Annotated in this window: 21 protein-coding genes and 1 other RNA gene; 12 read left to right on the forward strand and 10 right to left on the reverse strand. The window is 41.2% G+C overall.

Annotated features, from left to right (window positions below; all coding sequences use genetic code 11):
- Window positions 1-9 precede the first annotated feature (9 nt).
- Window positions 10-792 carry a hypothetical protein gene (locus tag ACYVBM_RS18235; RefSeq protein WP_460687134.1) on the forward strand — a complete coding sequence of 261 codons (783 nt, stop codon included), beginning with the start codon at window positions 10-12 and terminating at the stop codon, window positions 790-792.
- Here ACYVBM_RS18235 and ACYVBM_RS18240 read toward each other — a convergent pair.
- Together ACYVBM_RS18240 and ACYVBM_RS18245 are read right to left on the reverse strand one after the other, a co-directional pair.
- Entirely contained in the window at window positions 787-1,947 is a 1,161-nt protein-coding gene (locus ACYVBM_RS18240; protein ID WP_460687135.1) for a 1-deoxy-D-xylulose-5-phosphate reductoisomerase, read from the reverse strand. The two genes, ACYVBM_RS18235 and ACYVBM_RS18240, sit on opposite strands and share 6 nt — an antisense overlap.
- A gap of 121 nt (window positions 1,948-2,068) precedes the next feature.
- Window positions 2,069-3,568, reverse strand: a complete 1,500-nt coding sequence (locus tag ACYVBM_RS18245; RefSeq protein ID WP_460687136.1) for a GH3 family acyl-acid amido synthetase — start codon at window positions 3,566-3,568, stop codon at window positions 2,069-2,071.
- A 153-nt stretch (window positions 3,569-3,721) separates the two neighbouring features.
- Between ACYVBM_RS18245 and rplU the strand changes: the two genes are divergently transcribed.
- The 4 genes from rplU (at window position 3,722) to ACYVBM_RS18265 (ending at window position 6,831) form a co-directional block, all read left to right on the forward strand.
- Window positions 3,722-4,021 (forward strand): 50S ribosomal protein L21, encoded by a 300-nt coding sequence (gene rplU, locus ACYVBM_RS18250; protein WP_460687137.1) that lies wholly within the window; start codon window positions 3,722-3,724, stop codon window positions 4,019-4,021.
- A gap of 84 nt (window positions 4,022-4,105) precedes the next feature.
- Complete coding sequence (gene rpmA, locus ACYVBM_RS18255; RefSeq protein WP_460687138.1) at window positions 4,106-4,369, forward strand: 50S ribosomal protein L27; 264 nt, start codon at window positions 4,106-4,108, stop codon at window positions 4,367-4,369.
- 341 nt (window positions 4,370-4,710) lie between these two features.
- Window positions 4,711-4,932, forward strand: a complete 222-nt coding sequence (locus tag ACYVBM_RS18260; protein ID WP_460687139.1) for a hypothetical protein — start codon at window positions 4,711-4,713, stop codon at window positions 4,930-4,932.
- 201 nt (window positions 4,933-5,133) lie between these two features.
- Window positions 5,134-6,831, forward strand: a complete 1,698-nt coding sequence (locus ACYVBM_RS18265; RefSeq protein ID WP_460687140.1) for a helix-hairpin-helix domain-containing protein — start codon at window positions 5,134-5,136, stop codon at window positions 6,829-6,831.
- 17 nt (window positions 6,832-6,848) lie between these two features.
- On the opposite strand, the gene ppdK is transcribed toward ACYVBM_RS18265, so the two are convergent.
- Window positions 6,849-9,632: a pyruvate, phosphate dikinase gene (ppdK, locus tag ACYVBM_RS18270; protein WP_460687141.1), complete on the reverse strand. Its 2,784-nt coding sequence runs from the start codon at window positions 9,630-9,632 to the stop codon at window positions 6,849-6,851.
- A 278-nt stretch (window positions 9,633-9,910) separates the two neighbouring features.
- Window positions 9,911-10,384 carry a DUF3276 family protein gene (locus ACYVBM_RS18275; RefSeq protein ID WP_460687142.1) on the reverse strand — a complete coding sequence of 158 codons (474 nt, stop codon included), beginning with the start codon at window positions 10,382-10,384 and terminating at the stop codon, window positions 9,911-9,913.
- Window positions 10,385-10,711: 327 nt separating this feature from the next.
- Between ACYVBM_RS18275 and rseP the strand changes: the two genes are divergently transcribed.
- Window positions 10,712-12,097 carry an RIP metalloprotease RseP gene (rseP, locus tag ACYVBM_RS18280; RefSeq protein ID WP_460687143.1) on the forward strand — a complete coding sequence of 462 codons (1,386 nt, stop codon included), beginning with the start codon at window positions 10,712-10,714 and terminating at the stop codon, window positions 12,095-12,097.
- Between the two features lie 65 nt (window positions 12,098-12,162).
- Here the strand turns inward: rseP and ACYVBM_RS18285 are convergent, their stop codons facing one another.
- Entirely contained in the window at window positions 12,163-12,501 is a 339-nt protein-coding gene (locus ACYVBM_RS18285; protein ID WP_460687144.1) for a DUF4377 domain-containing protein, read from the reverse strand.
- A 178-nt stretch (window positions 12,502-12,679) separates the two neighbouring features.
- Here ACYVBM_RS18285 and ssrA point away from each other — a divergent pair.
- Window positions 12,680-13,054: a transfer-messenger RNA gene (ssrA, locus tag ACYVBM_RS18290) on the forward strand.
- An 86-nt stretch (window positions 13,055-13,140) separates the two neighbouring features.
- Here ssrA and ACYVBM_RS18295 read toward each other — a convergent pair.
- From ACYVBM_RS18295 to ACYVBM_RS18305, 3 genes are all read right to left on the reverse strand, one after another.
- Window positions 13,141-13,404, reverse strand: a complete 264-nt coding sequence (locus tag ACYVBM_RS18295; RefSeq protein ID WP_460687145.1) for a hypothetical protein — start codon at window positions 13,402-13,404, stop codon at window positions 13,141-13,143.
- 85 nt (window positions 13,405-13,489) lie between these two features.
- Window positions 13,490-14,128, reverse strand: coding sequence for a rhomboid family intramembrane serine protease (locus tag ACYVBM_RS18300; RefSeq protein WP_460687146.1), 639 nt, complete (start codon window positions 14,126-14,128; stop codon window positions 13,490-13,492).
- Window positions 14,129-14,467: 339 nt separating this feature from the next.
- Entirely contained in the window at window positions 14,468-16,303 is a 1,836-nt protein-coding gene (locus ACYVBM_RS18305) for an ABC transporter ATP-binding protein (RefSeq protein WP_460687147.1), read from the reverse strand.
- A gap of 131 nt (window positions 16,304-16,434) precedes the next feature.
- Here ACYVBM_RS18305 and ACYVBM_RS18310 point away from each other — a divergent pair, with 131 nt between their 5' ends.
- The 3 genes from ACYVBM_RS18310 to ACYVBM_RS18320 all read left to right on the forward strand — a co-directional run bounded on the left by ACYVBM_RS18310 (window position 16,435) and on the right by ACYVBM_RS18320 (window position 19,106).
- Window positions 16,435-17,628: a hypothetical protein gene (locus ACYVBM_RS18310; protein ID WP_460687148.1), complete on the forward strand. Its 1,194-nt coding sequence runs from the start codon at window positions 16,435-16,437 to the stop codon at window positions 17,626-17,628.
- A 21-nt stretch (window positions 17,629-17,649) separates the two neighbouring features.
- Window positions 17,650-18,381, forward strand: a complete 732-nt coding sequence (locus ACYVBM_RS18315; RefSeq protein ID WP_460687149.1) for an ROK family protein — start codon at window positions 17,650-17,652, stop codon at window positions 18,379-18,381.
- 170 nt (window positions 18,382-18,551) lie between these two features.
- Window positions 18,552-19,106, forward strand: coding sequence for a DUF1003 domain-containing protein (locus tag ACYVBM_RS18320; RefSeq protein ID WP_460687150.1), 555 nt, complete (start codon window positions 18,552-18,554; stop codon window positions 19,104-19,106).
- A gap of 259 nt (window positions 19,107-19,365) precedes the next feature.
- Here ACYVBM_RS18320 and trhO read toward each other — a convergent pair whose 3' ends face one another.
- Window positions 19,366-20,421, reverse strand: a complete 1,056-nt coding sequence (gene trhO, locus ACYVBM_RS18325) for an oxygen-dependent tRNA uridine(34) hydroxylase TrhO (RefSeq protein WP_460687151.1) — start codon at window positions 20,419-20,421, stop codon at window positions 19,366-19,368.
- Between the two features lie 271 nt (window positions 20,422-20,692).
- Between trhO and ACYVBM_RS18330 the strand changes: the two genes are divergently transcribed.
- Together ACYVBM_RS18330 and ACYVBM_RS18335 are read left to right on the forward strand one after the other, a co-directional pair.
- Entirely contained in the window at window positions 20,693-21,082 is a 390-nt protein-coding gene (locus ACYVBM_RS18330) for a CidA/LrgA family protein (RefSeq protein ID WP_460687152.1), read from the forward strand.
- Window positions 21,083-21,093: 11 nt separating this feature from the next.
- A complete protein-coding gene (locus ACYVBM_RS18335) occupies window positions 21,094-21,795 on the forward strand; it encodes a CidB/LrgB family autolysis modulator (RefSeq protein ID WP_460687153.1) in 702 nt (233 codons plus the stop codon).
- 53 nt (window positions 21,796-21,848) lie between these two features.
- On the opposite strand, the gene ACYVBM_RS18340 is transcribed toward ACYVBM_RS18335, so the two are convergent.
- The gene (locus ACYVBM_RS18340) at window positions 21,849-22,193 is read right to left on the reverse strand and encodes a hypothetical protein (protein ID WP_460687154.1); all 345 of its coding nucleotides are present in this window, start codon (window positions 22,191-22,193) and stop codon (window positions 21,849-21,851) included.
- Window positions 22,194-22,246 lie beyond the last annotated feature (53 nt).

Here is a 22,246-nt window from a genome sequence, read left to right on the forward strand (position 1 = left end):
CAAAAAAAGATGCAGCACATAAAATCCAAACTGACGTATATGATCATTGAAGACAGCCTTAAGGTTTGCAATGGCATAAAAGAAAGAATGGCCGATTTTACCGACTGGGAATGTTGTGGGTTCTCACACCATGTTCAGGACGCGCAAACGATGATACAAAACCACAAACCATCCCTTATTTTTCTCGACTGGGCTCTAAAAGGCGGCAGTGCCTATGAAGTATTATACTACGTTGCCAATCTGCAGGAATATGCTCCTTATATTATTTTCAACACAGGCTATCAAAGCGAAAACCCCGAAATTCCGCAGGAGATTATCAATAACTTTAAAATTGACAAATACCTGGTAAAGCCGTTATGGGAAAATTTAAGGTTAAATCTGCCTCAATATTTGAAGGAAGCCGAGCTTAAAAGCTTATATCCCAAACAAAGCAAAGAAGATATCTGGCTTACTGATATATTCAAAAAAAGGCATCACATTATAATACAGGATATTGTTTGTATACAACAACATTACAATAATCCTTATTACAAAATTGTACACCTGAATGATCATCACTCCATCGTGTTGAAAATTTCATGGTTAAAGGTCAGTGTTTTGTTGCAGGAATACCGCTTATGCTTTTTTGTTACCAACAGCCGGGAGCATATCATCATTAAAAACTATATACAGCATTACCAGCGGCCATTTGTTCAGCTAGCCCATTTCAAACATAAAATTGAAGTAGTAAAAGATAAGCTGGCCGCTTTTGAAAAATGGCTCGAAGATCAGGCTTGTTTCAAAACTTTATAATTCTATGCTGATTGCATCCGCCGCGAGCGTTCTTGCCTCCGCGTCGCTGTCAAAGTAATCATCGAGGGAGGGCGCTGCAATGAACGGTACTTTGGCCATTACAGATTCGATCACATCCGTCATTTCCAGAAAGCCGATCTTATTTTTCAGGAAGGCGTACACGGCAATTTCATTGGCAGCGTTCATCACACAGGGCAGGTTGCCGCCTTTCTCTAATGCTTCAATGGACAGTGCCAGGTTCCTGAAAGTTCTGAGATCCGGTTCTTCAAATGTAAATGTATGAAACTTCCTGAAGCTGAACCTCGGATAATCGTTAGGTATCCTGTATGGAAAGGCCAGGGCATATTGAATAGGCAGCTTCATATCCGGGACGCCGATCTGTGCCTTAAGGCTGCCATCCTCAAACTGCACCATGCTGTGTATAGCGCTTTGCGGATGTACCAGTACCTCAATCTGCTGTGGCTGCAGGTTAAACAGCCATTTAGCCTCGATCATCTCCAGGCCTTTATTCATTAAGGTAGCCGAATCAACCGAGATTTTGGCCCCCATTTGCCAGTTAGGATGCTGCAGCGCATGCTCCCGTTTTACATTCACCAGGAAATTGGTTTTCCTGCCCAGAAATGGTCCGCCCGAAGCGGTAAGGTATATTTTTTCGATTTTATTCCTGGTTTCTCCAATAAGACATTGAAAAATAGCCGAATGTTCTGAATCCACAGGAATAACAGGCACCTGGTGCTGCACTGCTAAAGCCATTACCAGGTCGCCCGCCACCACCAGCGTTTCCTTATTGGCCAGGGCGATGGCTTTTTTATTTTCAATGGCTTTAAGAACAGGTCTCAGGCCTGCAAAGCCTACTATGGCTGCCAGCATCATATCATAACAATCCATTGCGGCTACTTCCTCCAGCGCGGTTTCTCCTGCAAAAACTTTTATATCTGTTTTCAGCAATGCCTGTCTTACGGTCTCATAATACGCGGGCTCTCCAATCACCACAATGTTGGGATCATGTTCCAGCGCCTGTTCTATAAGCGTTTCATAATTTGTATTTGCTGTCAGAATTTCCACAGAAAATTTATCCGGGTTACTTTTAATAACCTCCAGCGCCTGTGTGCCTATAGAACCTGTAGAACCAAAAATTCCAATTCTTTTTATCATGATGCTATAACTGCATGATTAATGACAATATTGATTCCGATGCTAAAACGCCTGCCTCCGGGCAGTAGCCACTCACAGGCTAGCCCGGGCCATAACAGCGCTGCAGCCGGTCTCATAATACTTAATTCTCTTCAGTCCACCGGACAAGAATATCTGCTATCTTCCTGTCGTTGCTCAACCGGGGCACTTTGTTTTGCCCACCCAGCTTGCCTACCGACCTCATATAATCTATAAAACCATTCTTCCTGATAGGTGTGATCTTTAAAGTTTGTAAAATATTTCCTGCTATCAGGTCATCGTAATATACATTCTTCTGGCGTAAATATACATCTACCTTTTTAGAAAACTGATGCATGTCTTCGGGTTTGTTATCGAACTCAATAAACCATTCGTGATAACTTTTTCCCGCTCCCTCGTTTACATAAGGTGCTACCGTAAATTCTGTAATGTGCACATTTTCTTCGCTGGCAGCTTTTAACAGGCTGTGCTCTACTTCTTCCCCAATCACGTGCTCTCCAAAAGCCGAAATAAAATGTTTGGTACGGCCGGTTACTATCAGCCGGTACGGCTCTGTAGAAACAAACTTTACCATATCGCCGATATCATATCCCCATAAACCTGCATTACTGTTTATGATCAGCGCATAATTAACTCCGGTTTTCACCTCATCAAGAGCAATACGCTTAGGATGTTCTTTACCTATTTCTTCCTCCGGAACAAATTCAAAGAATATACCGCTATCCGTGTTCAGCAACAGCCCGGGATTGGTTTGTGTATCCTGGAAAGCAAAAAAGCCTTCTGATGCGGGGAAGGTTTCAATACCATCCACTTTCCGTCCAATGCTCTGGAAAAGCTTTGCCTTGTACGGTTCGAAATTGACTCCTCCATATACCATTACCGAAAACTTAGGGAATATCTCACCTACCGGTTTACCTGTACGTTTAATAAGCGCATCAAAATACATTTGTACCCATGGCGGAATACCGCTGATAAGCGTCATATTTTTATGAAGGGTTTCATCTACTATCTTATTCAGTTTGGTTTCCCAGTCCTCTATACAATTGGTTTCATAATCCGGCAATTGGTTTTTGCGCAGATAGCGGGGTACATGGTGATTTACAATACCGCTAAGCCTGCCCGTAGGTATTCCTCCTACCCTTTCCAGCTCAGGCGAGCCGCTGAGAAATATCATATTGCCATCTGCGAACTGGGTATTGCCGGTTTCTGCCATATAACACAAAAGAGCATTCCGGGCAGAATTGATATGATTGCCGATAGAGTCTTTTGTAATGGGAATATACTTGGTGCCGCTGGTAGTACCCGATGTTTTAGCAAAATAAATAGGCTGCCCCCTCCATAAAATATTATGCTTTCCTTCCTTTATAAGGCTTATATAAGAAGCCAGGTCTTCATAACCCCTTACCGGAACAGCATCCCGGAACTCATCATATCCGGTTACCAGGCTTAACCGGTGATCCTTGCCAAATTGCGTATTTTTACCAACTTTTAATAAATTTTTCAGGATCGACTGTTGATCGGCAACAGCCGTCAGCATTCCCTTTCCAATATTTTTATGAACGATAGACGCGAAAGGTTTTGCTAAAAAAGACTTGATTTTCATTAATTTATGAAACTTTTAATGGGCAAAAGAGCAATCAAATGTAAGCAAAAATAGTTGGCTCCGGCTATACTGAAAAATGGTTTTATATAAAGTTGGAATTTATTAGTGATTTATCAAAAATAATATCTACCTTTGCCGCCTAATTTTTATAAGATGATAGCAGTAATTAAGGTAGCAGGTCAGCAATACAAAGTTCAAAAAGACCAAACATTATTTGTACCGCATATAGAAGGACAGGCGGGTGATGCTGTTAATTTAGATGTACTTTTTGTGCACGCCGATGGAAAACTTTCTGTTGGTAGTGATAATAAAGCAACAGTTAGCGCTGAAATTATTGATCATATTAAAGGTGATACGGTAATAGCTTATAAAACCAAAAGAAGAAAAGGTTTTCATAAAAAGAAAGGCCACCGCACAGCTTATACTAAAATAAAAGTAACTGGTATTGCTTAATTATTAGTTAACGGGTTGAAAGGTTAACAGGTTAAAATGTTACTTTTTCAACATTAAACATATCAACATTTAAACTAAAAAGAAATGGCACATAAGAAAGGCGAAGGTAGTGTAAAAAATGGCCGCGATTCGGAAAGCAAAAGATTAGGTGTTAAAATATTTGGCGGACAACCTGCTATCGCAGGCAATATTATTGTTCGTCAGCGTGGTACTGTATATCATCCCGGCACTAACGTTGGTGTAGGTAAAGATTTTACTTTATTTGCGTTAACTGATGGTGTAGTTGAGTTCAAAAGAGGAAGGAAGAACAGAACGTTTGTTTCTGTTTCTGAGGCAGCACAAGCTTAAGAGGAATATATTTTTATCGGGATATGATTCGCGGGATGGCATAAGCCATCCTTTTTTTATGCAGATTTGTGTAACCTGTTGTGAGCTGCTTGTAATGGGGTGCAGTTGTTTAATATAAAAGCTGGGAAACCCAATGGTCAACCCATATTTTTATAAACGCTTTTCACCCGGCATACGCTGAAAGCCGTTACTGTAGCCATTTTCGGAAGCTTCAAAAGAAGGGATTGTGAATAACTTCAGCCTATATCTGAATAAGATGTGGAAAAAAAATTTTTTAATATACTTAATTTATATAATTTTACCACCGATAACCCATTTACTAATCAATTAAATTCAAATTCATGGCAAAAGCAGCAGCTAAAAAAGCAGCTCCAAAAAAGGCAGCTCCAAAAAAAGCAGCAGCTCCTAAAAAAGCAGCAGCTCCAAAAAAAGTAGCAGCTAAAAAAGCAGCTCCAAAAAAAGCAGCAGCCCCTAAGAAAGCAGCTCCTAAAAAAGCAGCAGCTCCAAAAAAGGCAGCAGCAAAAAAAGCAGCAGCTCCTAAAAAAGCAGCTAAGAAAAAATAAGCTTAATTTGATGTACATTGCAAACCCTCTGCTCACAGCAGGGGGTTTTTATTTAAAAGCAGGCATAAAATTTTTCGCAGTATTGCTGATGACGATACCCGCGATAGGCGGCTGTTAATGCTACTTTTTAAAGTATAAAAAATTTGTACGTTCAGCGGTTGTGAAACAACCTGCTAACTTCAATTTAAGTATTTTGCACTAATGAACAATGCAGATATAGCCGAACACTTTTCACTCCTGTCCAAATTGATGGACATTAACGGAGAAAACTCATTCAAGTCAAAAACTTATTCGATCGCTGCTTTTCATATAGAAAAACTGGAATTCCCTTTGGCTGAAACAAACAGGAACTCCATTGCGGCCATAAAAGGGCTGGGCCCTTCTGTAGCTGCAAAAATTACAGAACTGCTGGATACCGGAAGTATGACCACCTTACAGGAGTTTATCGAAGGCATCCCCGAAGGTGTACGCGAAATGCTGCGCATTAAAGGATTAGGGCCTAAAAAGATCCATACCGTATGGAAAGAAATGGGCATTCAGTCAATAGGTGAGCTGGAGTATGCCTGCAACGAAAACAGGCTGACACGTTATAAAGGATTTGGCGCCAAAACGCAGGCCAATGTTCTGGATGCTATACGGTTTTACAATCAGCATGCGGGTCATTTTTTATTTGCGCAAATTCACGCTATTTTCCCGGCTATACAATCTTATCTTGAAAGTTTGTTTGGTAAAGATAAGGTGGCTGTTACGGGCGATTACCGCCGCCAGCTGCTGACCCTGAAAGAGCTGGAATTTGTAGTAAAGCAAAAAAAAGAAGCAATCATACCTCAATTCCAAACGGCTTATCCTCCCGAGTTGCTGGAAAATACAGATACCTCGCTGTTATACCGCCTGAGCAATGGCCTGAAGCTACGGCTCTTTTTCGGAGAAGAAAATATATATGCAAAACAGTTCTTAACTTCTGCAGCAGATCATTTCCTGGATGCTTTTTTTCTGAAGAACGATAAACAAAATTTTGAAAATACTTTATTTGAAAGTGAAGCAGCCATCTTTGAAAAGGCAGGACTTCCTTTTATCTATCCTTTCTATCGCGAAACAGCCAGTGCATTGGAGGAGGCTGAAAAGAAACTGCTACCGGATATTATTCAGACAGGTGACATCAAAGGCATGATTCATAACCACAGCAACTGGAGCGATGGTATTCATACGATTGATGAGCTGGCTGCCGATCTTATAAAAAATAATTTCGAATACCTCGTCATATCCGATCACTCTAAAACGGCCGCTTATGCGAATGGCCTTCCGGGAGAAAAAGTAAAAGCCCAACACTCGTATATTGATGAGCTCAATAAAAAGCTGGCTCCTTTTAAAATTTTCAAAAGTATAGAAAGCGATATTTTAAATGATGGCAGCCTGGATTATAGTGAAGAGGTGCTGAAAACTTTTGACCTGGTAATAGCATCGGTACACAGCAATTTATATATGAGCGAAGAAAAAGCCATGCAACGCCTGATCAGGGCAATAGAGAATCCGTACACTACTATTTTAGGACATCCTACCGGCAGGTTATTACTGAGCCGCAACGGCTACCCTATCGACCATAAAAAGATCATTGATGCCTGCGCGGCCAATGATGTTGCGATTGAGATCAATGCCAACCCGCACCGGTTGGATCTCGACTGGAAATGGATTCCTTATGCGCTTGAGAAAAATGTGCTGCTGTCCATTAATCCCGATGCCCATTCCATAAGCGGGCTGTACGATATTACCTATGGAGTGCTGGCATCACAAAAAGGCGGCCTGACCGCGTCACAAAACCTGAGCAGTTTTAGCCTAAGCCGGTTTGAAGCATACCTGAAAAAAATAAAAGCTGCCAAATTACAGCAGCCTTTATTATAAGCAATACAGACACACAACTATCTTTTTTCCTCAATAGCTACCTGTGCCGCGGCCAGCCGGGCAATAGGTACGCGAAATGGAGAGCAGCTCACATAGTTCATTCCCAGCTTATGACAGAACTTTACGGACTCTGCATCGCCGCCATGCTCTCCGCATATTCCCAGCTTCAGCTTAGGCTTTATATGACGTCCTTTATTTACCGCAATTTTCACCAGCTCTCCCACACCACTCTGGTCAATAGTTACAAAAGGATCATCTGTCAGCAATTTGTAATCCAGGTATTTGGGCAGAAACCCGCCTATATCATCTCTTGAAAACCCGAAAGACATCTGCGTAAGATCGTTCGTACCAAAACTGAAAAAGTCTGCCACCTTCGCCATAGAATCAGCTTTCAGCGCGGCCCTGGGCGTTTCAATCATTGTACCGTACATATAAGGTATCTTTTTCAGGCCCAGTTTCTGGCAAACCTCTTCATATACTTTATTCACGATCTCTTTCTGGTGGCTCAGCTCAAGGCGGCCCATCGTTACCGGTATCATGATCTCGGGATACGCTTTCTTTCCTTCTTTTATCAGCTCGCCGGCAGCTTCAAGAATGGCACGTACCTGCATCTCGGTAATTTCGGGATAAGATACGCCCAGACGTACCCCTCTGTGTCCCAGCATAGGATTATTTTCATGCAATGCCAGTATCCGCCTGTTCAAAAGGCTCATCCTGATACCCAGCTCTTTACTCAGCTCCTGCAGCTTTTGTTTATCGTGGGGTACAAATTCGTGCAGCGGCGGATCCAGCAGCCTTATTGTTACCGCATGGCCATCCATCACTTCCAACGTGGCTTTAATATCTTTTTTTACATATACCGAAAGTTCGTCCAGGGCTTTTTTACGGCCTTTCTCTGTATCTGCCATGATCATTTTACGCAGCAGGAACAGCGGATGCTCACTCCCTTCTCCGTAGAACATATGTTCGGTTCTGAATAAGCCAATACCTTCCGCACCAAAATACAGGGCCTGTTTTGCGTCTTTAGGTGTATCTGCATTAGTGCGCACCTGGAGAGTCTTTGTTTTATCTACCAGTTTCATTAACAATTTGTAGGCCTCATTTTTATTCAGGTCTACCGCTTTTAAAGGAAGTGTGCCTTTATACATCAAACCTTTGGTTCCGTTTAAAGAAACCCATTCTCCTTCAACAATTTTTTGCCCGGATCTGGTAATCAGCATTTTTTCTTTTGCCAGGATCTCTACTTCCCCGCAACCTACAATACAACATTTACCCCAGCCTCTTGCCACAAGCGCGGCATGAGAGGTCATTCCTCCTTTGGAAGTAAGAATGGCCTGCGCTTTGTGCATACCATCCACATCCTCAGGAGAAGTTTCTTCGCGCACCAGAATCACTTTTTCGCCTTTCGACGCCCATTTTACAGCGTCTTCAGAAGAGAAAACTACTTTACCTACAGCACCACCCGGGCCGGCAGGAAGACCTTTAGCTACAGGAGTTTCATTTTTTTCTGCTTCAGGATCAATCATAGGAAGCAGCAATTCTACCAATTGGTTAGGGCCTACCCTCATAATAGCGGTATCTGCATTGATCAGCTTCTCCTTATACATATCAGTGGCTACTTTTACCGCTGCCACACCGTTTCTTTTACCTATACGGCACTGGAGCATATACAGGTTTCCTTTCTCGATGGTAAACTCGATGTCCTGCATATCCCTGTAATGCTTTTCAAGCCTTTTCTGGATATCATTCAATTCTTTGTACTGCAGGGGCATGAATTTTTCGAGGGTCACCAGGTCCCTGCTCTGGTCGTTCTTAGAATTGTTATTGATAGGTGCAGGGGTACGAATGCCGGCTACAACGTCTTCACCCTGGGCATTTACCAGGTATTCTCCATAAAAATAATTCTCTCCGTTACCGGGATTGCGTGTAAATGCCACACCGGTACAGCTATCCTCACCCATATTGCCAAAAACCATTGCCTGTACGTTTACAGCGGTACCCCACTCATCAGGAATTTTTTCGATCCTCCGGTATTCAACTGCACGTTTCCCGTTCCAGGAGGCAAATACAGCCCCTACACCACCCATCAGCTGATCTATCGGTTTTTCAGGAAAATCTACTTTCAGATATTTTTTGGTAAGCTCTTTAAACTCTTTCACCAGCTTTTTCAGATCTTCGGCTGTAAGATCCGTATCAAGCTGGTAACCTTTTTTCTTCTTAAGCTGACTCAGCTTTTCATCCATTATCTTACGGATACCTACTCCTTTTACCGGTTCCAGCCCCCCGGCTTTTTCAATCACCACATCCGCATACATCATTACCAGGCGTCTGTAAGCATCGTAGGCGAATCGCTCATCACCCGATCTTTCAATCAAACCTTTCACGGTTTCATCATTCAGACCAATGTTTAATACTGTATCCATCATTCCGGGCATTGATTTTCTTGCTCCTGAACGAACAGATAATAAAAGCGGGTTTTTAGGATCACCGAATTTTTTACCCATTAATTTTTCAACCCGGGCAAGAGCTTCCCTGATCTGTTTTTCCAGGATTTTAGGATACGTTCTTTTATTGCTGTAAAAATAGGTACATACTTCTGTTGTAATGGTAAACCCCGGAGGAACAGGAAGCTTCAGGTTTTTATGGCCCGCCATTTCTGCAAGGTTGGCACCTTTACCTCCTAAAAGATTCTTCATGCTTTCATTTCCATCCGCTTTTCCGCCCCCAAACGAGTACACGTATTTCAACTCATTCTTAGCGGTTGGTTCTGGTTTTCTTTTAACTGCTGACAAAGTATCCATATTCTTTATTTTTTTTAATTGAAAAAGTTGGTACTAAAGGTAGACAGTTCTTTTACAACAGTATACTAAATGCTACATGATATTGATATTGTTTGGACATGATTGATATCATGTATATGAACAGGGCCTTTTTTAACTACGAAAGATACCAGGAATTGGCTCCGGTCGATATAACCGGCTATACGATGCACTGTTCCGGGGCCGTGTTATACTTACGTGGCAAGCATCAAAAAAGCCGCTGAAAAAATCAGCGGCTCTAAAATCTCTAAATTATTTACTTACCATTTATCTACTTCTTCATGGCTGATACCCGGCGTATCGGACTCAGAAGTTTTAGGTGCTGTATTCTCCACAATCTTTTCATCATTATCAGCTTGTTCTAAAGGCGGCAACTCCTCTACAATAGTCGGAGCCGGAGCAATATAACCACCGGTAGCAGGAATGGGAGTTCCCTCTTCGTCATATTCATGGTTAAATGCATCAAAATCAAAATCGGGCATTAAATCAGTTTTCACATACTCAACCGCCTCATTCAATGCTTTTAAAAATTTATTAAAATCTTCTTTATAAAGAAAAACCTTGTGCCTGTCATACCCATTCTCATCAAATCGCTTGCGGCTTTCAGTAATAGTTAAATAGTAGTCATTACCTTTAGTAGATCTCACATCAAAAAAGTAAGTTCTTCTTTTCCCGGCACGAAGCCTTTTACTATAAATGGCTTCCATTTTTTTATCGTTGTTTCCGTTCTCCACGTCTTTTAATATTTACTTTATAAAAAGTTTATTAGATAACAAATATAAATATGTTTTTTAAAAAATAACAAAATACTTATGAGTACATAAAATTTTCCTAATCTATAGCAATAAAAGTATTTATAAAAAACACCTGCAACCTGCACTCAATAGCTAAACCGCATGAATACATACATACGGTTTACACAGAATTGCTTATTTACGAGTGAACTAAAAAAATGTTATATTAGTTTATAAAAATATACGTTTTAATGATTTGTTTTAGCAAATCAATAAGAATATAAGGCGTATCTTCGCACGATTTTTAAGATATTTTCAATATAATAAATGCTTTATACTTTAGCTATTAGCTGGTCTGGTGTTGGAGTGCAGGTAGCACAGCTTATCCTGGCGCTTTCTATCCTGGTTTTATTACATGAATTTGGCCATTATATCACGGCCAGGTGGTTTGGCTGCCGGGTAGAAAAATTCTACCTGTTTTTTGACCCATGGTTCTCTTTATTTAAAAAGAAAGTAGGAGAAACAGAATATGGCATTGGTTGGTTGCCACTTGGCGGTTATGTGAAAATAAGTGGTATGATTGACGAGAGCATGGATAAAGAGCAAATGAAGCAGCCTCCTCAAAAGTATGAGTTCAGGAGCAAGCCGGCATGGCAGCGCCTCATTATTATGCTCGCCGGCATTATTATGAATGTACTTACTGCGTTTATTATTTATGCGGTCATTTTATTTGTATGGGGCGAACAGAAAACGCCATTGTCCTCTTTAAAGGATGGAGTGGCTGTTAATGACAGCCTGATGTATAAAATAGGTTTTAAAGACGGGGACAAGATCCTTTCTATCAACGACCAGCCGGTGACCTATCTCGAAGACCTGGGACTGAAAGTGCTTATAGGCAGCGAAAAGATAATAGTGAACAGGAATGGTGCTGATATCACTATCAACCCGCCGGTGAACCTGATCGGGAAACTGGTGGAGAGCAAAAAAAAGAAAGGCAGCTTTTTTAGCCCGAGATTACCGGCTTATGTGGGGAACTATGATAAAAAAGAAAGTATGGATACATTAGGCGGGTATAAGGCCGGCCTGCGAAAAATGGATCTGATTACAGCTATAGACTCCATACCCGTTCAATATTATGACCAGATACCAGGATTGTTAAAAAATAAAAAAAACGGAACAGTTTTGGTTTCTGTAAACAGGGATGGCAGTTCCCTGCAGCTGACCGCCCAGGTAGACAAAGACGGACGTATTGGTATACCCTACTTAACAGCAGAAGAATATGAAAAGCTGGGCGCTTTCAGGGTAGAGAAAAAATCGTATAGCCTTCTTGCTGCTTTTCCTGCAGGGGTGGCCAAATCAGGAGAAAAATTAAAAGCTTACGTGGACCAGTTTAAAATGATCCTGAACCCTAAAACAGAAGCCTACAAAGGTGTGGGTGGTTTTAAGGCGATGGGGTCTGTATTTCCTACTTACTGGAGCTGGGAAGCGTTCTGGAATATCACAGCCTTTCTTTCTATTGTGCTTGCATTTATGAACCTGCTGCCTATCCCGGCACTTGATGGCGGCCACGTAGTGTTCACATTATATGAAATGATTAGCGGACGTAAGCCCAGTGAAAAGTTTTTAGAGTATGCACAAATGGTAGGCATGGTATTATTGCTGGGGCTGATGTTATATGCTAATGGTAACGACTGGTTTGGGTGGGGCCGGTAGCCAATGAGTTACAGACTTTTAATCTCAGAAACAATATTCCGGTATAACAGAAACGGGGAGTACAGTTAATTTGCTTTCTTTTCCAACTGTTTTACCAGCGTATACTTTATGCTTGACCCATCTGCAGGCACCCTGTCAGCCGGAATCTGCTCTTCCTTTATAATTAGTTGATATACATAGCCTGGTTCATAAGTAAAGCCCTCTATCTGGCTGTAAAACAGTTGCCATTTACCAGGTTCTAATGTATCGTTTTTTTGCACTTCAAGACATTTCATGGGTCCTACACCCTGGCAGTCCTTTGTAGCGCTGTTGATCCAGTAAATATATTCGCCGTTGTTCAGTTGCGGAACGGAAGATCTGTAGCCGGTGCAGGATAAGAGCATCAGGAAAAATAATATGCTCACAAATGATAGTTTTTTCATAAAATTGATTGGCTCTAAGGTACACAGAACTACGCAATTCTGTATTTTATATATAACCCGGTCAAAAGAAGTGTTCTAAAAACATTTTACTTAGTATCTTTGTTATTCTTTTCGAACAACATTACCTTCTCCTTGCCTTTGGATAGGTAGAATGAGGCTTGGGGGCGTTTGGTTTTGACAGCGTAGGTCTTTGAAAGTGTAAGCATGTCGGGCGTTGTGTAATTAGCCCGTAAATCTGAATACTCAAACTATAAATGGCAATACACAGTATGCCATGGCTGCCTAATCAGTGATTAGATAGTCATTAGGGCCGCGTTGAGCAGGTTGGTCTGTTACCATGCTCCGCCGCCGACTCAAAATAAAAAACAGAATGCTGCTGTCGTAGGCTGTGCCGGCAGCAAAAGACCATACAGCTAAGCATTGAATTGGTTGGTTTCTTTCCTGTTCATTGCCTACAAACAATAAGAAAATAAGCATGTAGAAAGCTTTTGGAGAATATGTTTGGACACCGGTTCGAGTCCGGTCGCCTCCACATCTTAAAAGTGAGTGCACTAAATAGAAACAGCGTATCGCTTGGTAAAAGCATACGCTGTTTCTGTATTAGACAATCAATCTAAGCTCCTATCTGGTTGCTTTACTTACAAATGCCTCGACAAGATCGAACAAAGTGCTGCCCTCGCGATCTACATCTTCTGCCTCAAATTTATCTGTTAATTCAATAGCCAGCCGGTACAGGTCTTCTGTTGCACCATGATCGATCATCTGGGAAAAGTTTTTCACCTGTTTTTCCTCTTCCAGGTCTCTTAAATAGCACAATGCTTCCACTACTTCAAAATGGGTTTTTTGCCAGGATTCGAAGCCCCGAGGAAAATAATGTTCAGACATAGCAATTCATTTAATTTAATAAATCGTTTAACAAAACTAAAATACTACTTTTTAATGATCTTTTTACTGATTTAAATCAGTAAAATCATCCGATAATATTACTGATGAAGTTCTGCCACACATTTATATTTCCTTTTAAAGAAACAAATAATATGGTATAAATAATCCCGAATACAGCGCCCCATAAATGCGCCCCATGATTGATACGGCCGCCACCCTGTTTATTCAGGTAAGCCGAAATACCGAGATAAAGCAACCCAAAGATCCAGCCCGGGATACCGGGTAAAAAGAAAAAGCTGATGGGCAGGGTGGGATACAATATGATACAGGAAAAAATAACAGCAGACACTGCTCCTGAAGCACCCAGGCTCCTGAAATGATAATCATCCTTGTGGTTGAAATAATCAGGGAGGCTTGACACAATTAATGCGCCCGCATAAAGCATGACATAATAAAACGGCGCCTCTTTTCCAAATATATCAGGCGAGGAAAACAGCCCCAATTCCAGTACCTGCCCGAAGCTGTAGAATGCCAGCATATTAAATGCAAGGTGCATAAAATCGGCATGAATAAAACCGCAGGTAATAAAGCGATAATATTGGCGGTTCCGGGAAATAGCAGGCCCATAAAAGATAAGGTTATCTATCACCTTCGCACTGTTAAATCCCATCAGGGAAACAATAACTGTAATAGCTGTAATGATAATTGTAATAGAAAATGTCATCCGATAAAAATAAGATTTACCGGTTGAAAGAGCAAAAGAGTTTAGACTTTTATATGGGAGGATACTGGATGTCAGAAACTGGTTACGAGTTACCGGTTTCAGGTTCACATCTCAGTTTTTGGCTTTCAGTCGGCAGTATAGAATTTCTATATCACCTGTTTGGTAATCTTTTTCAGCCTTCTTATAAACCTTTAAACCACTATTAAGCCACTTTCAACTACTATTAAACTACATTCAACCATTACAGTTCATGACCAAACCCTGTCAATGTTTCAATTTTTTAACTTTCCCCTGTCAACTGTCATCTGTCCTCTGTCCGCTTTCATATCATATATCTTCCTACCCATTATTAACTGTGCTCCCCTGCTGTTGCCGGTAAAGTTTTGCATACAGCCCAGCTTCCATTTGCATGAGCTGGGCATGAGTGCCTTGCTCAACAATCCGGCCCTCATCCAGCACAATGATCCTGTCAAAATTTAACAGGGAAAATACGCGGTGGGTAATGATGATTGCAGTTTTATCAGCCAGAAACCGGTTCAGCCTGCCCATAATCTCTATTTCGGTTTTAGCGTCCACAGCGCTCAGGCAGTCATCAAAAATAATAAGGGCCGGTTCTTTAATCAGCGCCCGGGCTATAGAGATCCGCTGCTTTTGCCCTCCGCTAAGCGTAACGCCTCTCTCGCCGATCATTGTCTCATACCCGTTTGAAAAACCTTCTATTTCCTTATCCACTCCTGCAATGGCTGCAGCCTCTGCCACAGCCTCTCTTTTCGCATTCGGTATACCGAACCTGATATTATTTTCCACCGTATCGCTGAATAAAAACACATCCTGTGGTACAAAGCTTACCTGCGTTCTAAGGGAAGATAGCCGTATATCTTTAAGAGGTATATGGTCCAGCGCTATGCTTCCCTGCTGCACGTTGTACATCCGTAGTAATAATTGGGCAATGGTTGATTTCCCGCTTCCTGTACGCCCTGTAATAGCAATCTTTTCACCTTTATGAATATGCAGGCTGAAATCTTTTAGCGCCACAATTCCTGTATCAGCATAAGTAAATGTTACATTATTAAAATCAACCGTTCCCTCAAGATTTACATCCCGTGCAGTGCTGTTGTCTTTCACTTCCGGCTCTATTTCTAAAAACTCATTCAGTCTTTTTTGCGAGGCTGCGGCACGCTGTACCATACTTGCGGTAAGGCCTATGGCGCTTACCGGGAATGTGAGCATATTTACATAAACCACAAACTCCACGATAGTGCCGGGGCTGATATTATGTTCGTTGTTGATGTAATACAGCCCTCCTATCATTATCGTCAGCAATGTGCTGACGCCTATCAGCAGGTTTATAGCCGGAAAATAGATTGCCTCTGTTTTTGCGAGGCTTACGGCGCTCTGCCTGTATTTTTCCGTATTACCTGTAAAGAAGCCCAGCATCGCGCGCTCCTGTACAAAAGATTTTATAACCCTTATACCCGAATAGGACTCCTGGGCATTGGTTGTAAGATCTGACAGGGCTTCCTGTATACGTTCACTTTTTTTGTGAATCGTGCTGTTAACGAAATAAATTATAACTGCCAGGGCCGGTAAAGGCATCAGTACATATAAAGTAAGCTCCTTGCTGCTCTTAAGCATAAAAAAAACGCTCAGCGCTATTACCGAAACCAGGTTAACAATATACATAATAGCCGGACCCGTAAAGATCCGCACACGACTCACATCTTCTGCGATGCGGTTCATTAAGTCGCCAATGTTGTGGCGTTTAAAAAACAAACTATCCAGGCTTTGATACTTAGTGTACACTTCATTCTTTTGATCATACTCAATATGCCGGCTCATTACAATAATAGTTTGCCGCATCAGGAACATGAAAAAGCTTCTTAATAAGGCCAGCAGCAATATGACCATGCTCGCAATAATTACCACCTGCCCTATGCTTCTCTCCTGGTCTATCCAATGAATGACTCTGCTTACTAAAATGTCATACCCTTCCTTATTATTAACTGCGGTGGTTTTGGTAAGAGAAAGCGCATTATCTACATAATTGATAATAAAACGCATGAGCTGGGGAGAGAGCACATTGAAGTAATTGGATAATACTACAAATAAAATTCCGGCACCTAATCTCAGCCTGTATTTCCAGAAATATTTTCCTAAAGCCTGTAAATGCTTCATAACTGCAAGGTAGGGGTTTTACTCGTTTTACCTGTGGTTTTCTGGCCCCGGACTGTTTATAAAAAACTTTTTCATATTATGCTTTATACTAAAAAACTTATTCGTTATCTTGTCTGTATATTTTTTTTACAATGGTAAAAGAATTAAGAGCAGCCTTTAATAATAGTTTCACACAGGAAAAATATAATGCTTTTGTATCTGAGCTTAACAGCATACACGTGCCCCTGCAATTCAGAACCGCTGAAACCCCCATATTTGTTCCTAAATGCTTCTCGGACCAGATGATCAGCGCCTGCGAAAGTATTGTAGATGTAATAATGAAACCCGGTTTTAAGGAGCTGACACAAAACTCGATCCCTAAAAATCTTGAGGTACAGCAGGATAATGAGCGCCCGGAATGCATTGCTTTTGATTTTGGTGTTTGTATCAATGAAAAAAATAAGCTGGAACCACAGCTGATAGAGATGCAGGCCTTCCCCTCGCTTTTTGCTTACGAAATTTTATTAGATGATGTGTATCACAAACACTTCAGCGCTCCCGATAATTATTCCAGCTACCTGGGCAATCTTACCAGGGAAAGCTACCTGGAGCTGCTGAAAAATATGATCCTCAAAAATCATCCACCTGAAAATGTGGTACTGCTGGAAATATTTCCCGAAAAGCAAAAAACCAATATTGATTTTTATTGTACACAGCAGTACCTCGGTATCAAACCCGTTTGCATAACCGAACTTATACTGAAAGGGAAACAGCTTTTTTATCTTAATAACGGCAAAGAAACTCTGATCAAAAGAATTTATAACCGCGTCATTTTCGATGAGCTGCTGCAGCAGGAAGCATGGGTGCAGCAAAAAGCTAAGGTGGTGTTCGGGGATATTGAGGTGGAATGGATACCGCACCCTAACTGGTTTTACCGAGTGAGTAAATATACGCTGCCGTTAATCAACCATCCGAATATCCCTCCCACAAAATACCTTAGCCAGGTAGAACAGATTCCTGTAGACCTGGAAAATTATGTGCTGAAGCCATTGTTCTCTTTTGCAGGGCAGGGTGTGGTTATTGACGTTACCCGGGCAGATATAGAAAAAATAAACGACCCTGAAAACTGGATACTTCAGCAAAAAGTAGCGTATGCACCAGCCATTCAGACTCCCGATGAACCGGCAAAAGCGGAGATCCGTATATTCTACTTCTGGCCCGACGGACAGGAGCGGCCGGTGCCTGCTAATAATTTAGTAAGGTTAAGTAAAGGCAAAATGATTGGAGTAAGATATAATAAAGATAAAACCTGGACAGGGGGCACCCTGGGCTTTTTTGAACGCTAAAACACAATTATAATTATTACGATGGCAAAAAAACAAAATCCTGGCACACAGGCTGTTAAGAAAACACCTGTAACACTTTCCATTGATATTGGCGGATCTAAGATCAAAGCCTGTACTCTAAATAATCATAGTAAGATTCTGCATGAATATACCAAGGTACCTACCCCGCAGCCAGCGGACCCCAAAAATGTATTGAACTCGATAAAGGAACTGGTAAAGAATTTTAAGTATGATCGTATAGCTGCCGGGTTTCCCGGGTATATAAGAGATGGCATAGTGCATACAGCGCCCAATCTGGGCAGCAGCTACTGGCAAAACGTTAACCTGGCCGAAGAATTAATGGTTACACTGGGGAAACCTGCGCGCGTGATAAACGATGCTGATTTACTGGGACTTGGCTGCGTAAGCGGAAAAGGATTTGAAATGATGACCACACTGGGCACCGGATTTGGAACCGCTTTTTATCTTGACGGGAAAGTATTGCCGCACCTGGAAGTGGCCCACCATCCTATCCATAAGGGAAAGGATTACGATGCTTTTATCGGCGAAGCCATCTTCAATAAAATAGGCAAAAGAAAATGGAATAAAAGAATGCAGTATGTGCTTTCCGTTATTAAAACGGTTTTCAATTATGACCGTTTGTATATAGGCGGCGGACTGTCTAAAAAGCTGGATTTTAAACTGGACAGCAATATCATTTTAGTAGACAATATTGACGGTATTGATGGTGGTGTAAAACTATGGGAGCAGTAACAGTGCTGTAGCCGCGAAAAGGCGTTCAAAAATCTTCATCGCATTACCTGTAAGCAGGTAACCGGCAAACAGTGCTGCTGCTCTCTAAACCAGGGGCGGCACTGGAACAGGAGTTTACTACGAAAAAATACGCCAAGAGATCAATATATTGTCTAATTTTGCGCCCTCAAATGATAAACCCTAAAAATCATACTAGTTTAGGAGAGCGCAATAAGGCAAGACTGGAACATATAGCTGATATTGCTACCCGCTGGATAGGCTCAACGGCTTCGCTGGTAGTACATACCTTGCTGTTTATTATAGCATTTGCGCTTCCCGCACTTCATATTGTCAGTTTTGATAAAATGCTTTTAACACTGACCACAATTGTATCGCTGGAAGCCATTTACCTCGCCATCTTTATACAAATGTCTGTAAATAAAAACAGCCAGGATATTGAAAATATCCAGGAAGATGTAGAAGAGATACAGGAAGATATTGAAGAGATACAGGAAGATGTGGAGGAAATGCAGGAAGACGTAGAAGAGATACAGGAAGATGTAGAGGAGATTCAGGAGGATGTAGAAGAGCTCCAGGAAGATATTGAAGAAAATACTGAAACCGGTAAAAAAACTGAATCAGCTACTTTTTCAACTTCCGGAAAGCCGGATCAGATTTTACATATACAGGAACTTCTTATACAGCTTCAGCAGGAAGTTGAACTGCTGAAAACCGGAAAAAGCTGATTGACTTGTTTATTCTGCAGGAACGGAAAAGGCTGAATAAGTGATCTTATATTTGTTCCCGGTATCCGGATGCATAGTTTTTTTTGAATTATCATTCATAATGTGTTTATTATCAGCCATAAAAAGTATAGCGGGTGTTGCGACCAATATTAATAACAATAGCATCTGAGAAATACGTTTCATAAAAAGTATAGCTTTTAATAATATTTCAACTGTTCAGACGCAAACTTTATTCCAAACGCTGCAATATTCAAAAAAATTATTCTTTTTTTGTTACTTCATTTTTAATACTCAAACGCTCTAACCTCGATTTTGATTTATTGAATACATTTCGGCCCACATCAATCCCTTTTCGTTTTTCTTTTTGCTCTTCGGCCGGTAAATGAATAAAATCCCTGCATTCATGGCTGCAGCAACCCTCAAACTCTTTAGCACATGCTTCACATTGAATAAATAACAGATGGCAGGCATCATTGATGCAGTTCACATGAGTATCGGCAGGTCTTCCACACTGGTGGCACCTGGCAATAATTTCGTCGGTTACCCGTTCTCCCAATCTTTGATCAAAAACAAAGTTTTTTCCATGAAACTTATTTTCAAGCCCCTGCGCCTTTACTTTGTTTACATAATTGATAATGCCTCCTTCCAGATGAAATACATTTTTGAATCCTTTGTGCAGCATGTAAGCTGATGCTTTTTCACAGCGGATGCCGCCAGTGCAATACATAATGATATTTTTATCCTTATGCTTCTGCATCATATCTGCCGCCATTGGCAGCTGTTCCCGGAAAGTATCACTGGGTATTTCAATAGCATTTTCGAAATGACCCACTTCATATTCATAGTGGTTACGCATATCAATAATGATCGTATCCGGATCAGCGGCCAGCTGATTGAATTTTTCTGCATCGGCATATTTACCCTTGTTTGCCATATCAAATGCAGGATCCTCTATTCCATCTGCCACAATTTTATGGCGTACTTTTATATCCAATACATAAAAGGATTTTCCATCGTCATCTACTGCAATATTAAGGCGCAGGCCATTGAGCGCAGGATCGGAAGAATAAAGTTCCTGCCGGAATATTTCAAAATTTTTTGACGGCACGCTTATTTGCGCATTAATACCTTCTGCAGCCACATATATTCTTCCTAATACACCGAGGCCCGAAAACTGCCTGTACAGGTTGTTGCGAAATGATACCGGATCTGCAATTTTAAAATAATTATAAAAAGAAATAGTAGTACGCGGTGTATGATCTTTTAAAATGCGTTCTTTAAGTTCCCTGCGGGAAACGCGATTGTGCAATGCCATGATTTTTTGAAATTTGATCCCGCCAAAACGGGAAATTAATAAACTAATTGGGCAGTTACAGGCTGCACCAAATTTCAGGCTGCAAAAGTACAGCTTATTTTTAATTGCTCCAATGATAATTCTCAATACGGTACTTCACTTATAACCAGTAGATTTGTAAATATTTAAGGGGTATCCGGCGCTTTTTACCCTTAAAATATCATTATCAGCGGTTAAGCCATATAAAACAGTTGGAAATATTTTTGAAGATATTGAACCGTTAAAGTATTATATGATAAGACAATGTACCATCATCTTTGGGTGTTTAGCTGTTGGCGAGCTGATCGCTTATTTTATTCCATTTAAAATTCCTGCCAGTATTATAGGAATGATTATATTAACGCTGCTGCTGAAGCGGGGCTGGGTAAAGCTTGCGTGGGTAAAGGACATTTCTGCATTTCTCTCCAATAACATCGCTTTCTTTTTTGTACCTGCCGGTGTAGCTGTAATGATGTATCTAAACATTCTTAAAACTTCAGTGCTGCCTATCTTAACAGCAGCAGTAGTAAGTACCATTCTTACCCTGGCTGCTACAGGATGGACGCATCAGTACTTACGAAAAAGAATGGGACATACTAAAACCAACAAGCCCTTATCAAATAAAGACCAGTCACCGCTTTGATTTTAGAGAAGATGAATGATTTTTTTAACAGCCCGGCTTTTGTGATAGCTTTCACTTTTGCGGTATATTATGGAGCCCAGATCTTACAAAAGAGAACCAATAAGATTATTCTAAACCCTATACTGGTATCCGTTGTTATCATTATCGGGGCGTTGAAGCTCATGGGAATCAGCTACGAAAACTATCATGATGGTTGCCAGATGATAGAGTTTTTACTTAAACCGGCTGTAGTAGCCATGGGTGTGCCGCTCTATCATCAACTTGAGAAAATAAAAAAACAGACCGTTGCTATTATTGTTTCCCAGGCAGTGGGCTGTATAGTAAGTATTCTGAGTGTTGTTATTATCGCGCGCCTGATGGGCGCTTCAAAGGAAGTGGTACTTTCTTTAGCTCCCAAATCCGTTACCACACCTATTGCTATAGAAGTATCCAGCGCTATTGGAGGCATCCCTGCCTTAACGGCCTTTATTGTCATTTTTGTAGGCATATTTGGTTCGATATTCGGGTATGCCATTATGCACAGAACCAGGGTTAAAAATCCTGTATCACAGGGACTTTCTATGGGAACTGCAGCCCATGCTGTAGGTACCTCCCGCTCCATGGAGATCAGTCCGCGCTTTGGTGCCTTCTCCAGCCTGGGCCTGATAATGAATGGCATTCTTACTGCCTTGCTTGCCCCCTATGTGGTGCAACTGGTATATGCTGTTTTTTAGCTTATAAAAAAGTGCCGACTCCAGGGTGCATTGATAAAAAGTAATGCAGTGTCCTATGGATGTTTTCGCAAATAAGAGGCGCTTAAGGCGGCAGAGCCCCCCACCAATCCACCTACAAAAGCTGTAATAAATATCAATAGCAGCGGGTTTTGTCCAATGCCCAACATCCCTCCTATCCGGTTGGCCAAAATACTGTTGTTAGCGGCATTGATGAACGCAGCCACAATCAGCCACATTAAAAAAACTCCCGAAAAACCGGAAAAGAAAGCACCTAAGGGGCGTTCAGGTATAAGCAGGGAAACGATAAAAGCTACTATTGCAACACTCCACCAGGGTGTATATAAACCCATTATAAAAGACAGAACTCCTGTTACCAGGACTGACAGAAAAAACTTCATACAAAAATATTTTTAACGGTTAGTGCTATGATTAAGCACAGCGAGAAATCAGC

The sequence above is a fragment of the Niabella aquatica genome (genome assembly GCF_054779315.1).

What these genes read in the sequence shown, in the direction of transcription:
- ACYVBM_RS18235 (WP_460687134.1), top strand. Translation starts at nt 10, where the DNA reads ATGCAGCACATAAAATCCAAACTGACGTATATGATCATTGAAGACAGC.
- ACYVBM_RS18240 (WP_460687135.1), bottom strand. Translation starts at nt 1,947, where the DNA reads ATGATAAAAAGAATTGGAATTTTTGGTTCTACAGGTTCTATAGGCACA.
- ACYVBM_RS18245 (WP_460687136.1), bottom strand. Translation starts at nt 3,568, where the DNA reads ATGAAAATCAAGTCTTTTTTAGCAAAACCTTTCGCGTCTATCGTTCAT.
- rplU (WP_460687137.1), top strand. Translation starts at nt 3,722, where the DNA reads ATGATAGCAGTAATTAAGGTAGCAGGTCAGCAATACAAAGTTCAAAAA.
- rpmA (WP_460687138.1), top strand. Translation starts at nt 4,106, where the DNA reads ATGGCACATAAGAAAGGCGAAGGTAGTGTAAAAAATGGCCGCGATTCG.
- ACYVBM_RS18260 (WP_460687139.1), top strand. Translation starts at nt 4,711, where the DNA reads ATGGCAAAAGCAGCAGCTAAAAAAGCAGCTCCAAAAAAGGCAGCTCCA.
- ACYVBM_RS18265 (WP_460687140.1), top strand. Translation starts at nt 5,134, where the DNA reads ATGAACAATGCAGATATAGCCGAACACTTTTCACTCCTGTCCAAATTG.
- ppdK (WP_460687141.1), bottom strand. Translation starts at nt 9,632, where the DNA reads ATGGATACTTTGTCAGCAGTTAAAAGAAAACCAGAACCAACCGCTAAG.
- rseP (WP_460687143.1), top strand. Translation starts at nt 10,712, where the DNA reads ATGCTTTATACTTTAGCTATTAGCTGGTCTGGTGTTGGAGTGCAGGTA.
- ACYVBM_RS18295 (WP_460687145.1), bottom strand. Translation starts at nt 13,404, where the DNA reads ATGTCTGAACATTATTTTCCTCGGGGCTTCGAATCCTGGCAAAAAACC.
- ACYVBM_RS18300 (WP_460687146.1), bottom strand. Translation starts at nt 14,128, where the DNA reads ATGACATTTTCTATTACAATTATCATTACAGCTATTACAGTTATTGTT.
- ACYVBM_RS18305 (WP_460687147.1), bottom strand. Translation starts at nt 16,303, where the DNA reads ATGAAGCATTTACAGGCTTTAGGAAAATATTTCTGGAAATACAGGCTG.
- ACYVBM_RS18310 (WP_460687148.1), top strand. Translation starts at nt 16,435, where the DNA reads ATGGTAAAAGAATTAAGAGCAGCCTTTAATAATAGTTTCACACAGGAA.
- ACYVBM_RS18315 (WP_460687149.1), top strand. Translation starts at nt 17,650, where the DNA reads ATGGCAAAAAAACAAAATCCTGGCACACAGGCTGTTAAGAAAACACCT.
- ACYVBM_RS18320 (WP_460687150.1), top strand. Translation starts at nt 18,552, where the DNA reads ATGATAAACCCTAAAAATCATACTAGTTTAGGAGAGCGCAATAAGGCA.
- trhO (WP_460687151.1), bottom strand. Translation starts at nt 20,421, where the DNA reads ATGGCATTGCACAATCGCGTTTCCCGCAGGGAACTTAAAGAACGCATT.
- ACYVBM_RS18330 (WP_460687152.1), top strand. Translation starts at nt 20,693, where the DNA reads ATGATAAGACAATGTACCATCATCTTTGGGTGTTTAGCTGTTGGCGAG.
- ACYVBM_RS18335 (WP_460687153.1), top strand. Translation starts at nt 21,094, where the DNA reads ATGAATGATTTTTTTAACAGCCCGGCTTTTGTGATAGCTTTCACTTTT.
- ACYVBM_RS18340 (WP_460687154.1), bottom strand. Translation starts at nt 22,193, where the DNA reads ATGAAGTTTTTTCTGTCAGTCCTGGTAACAGGAGTTCTGTCTTTTATA.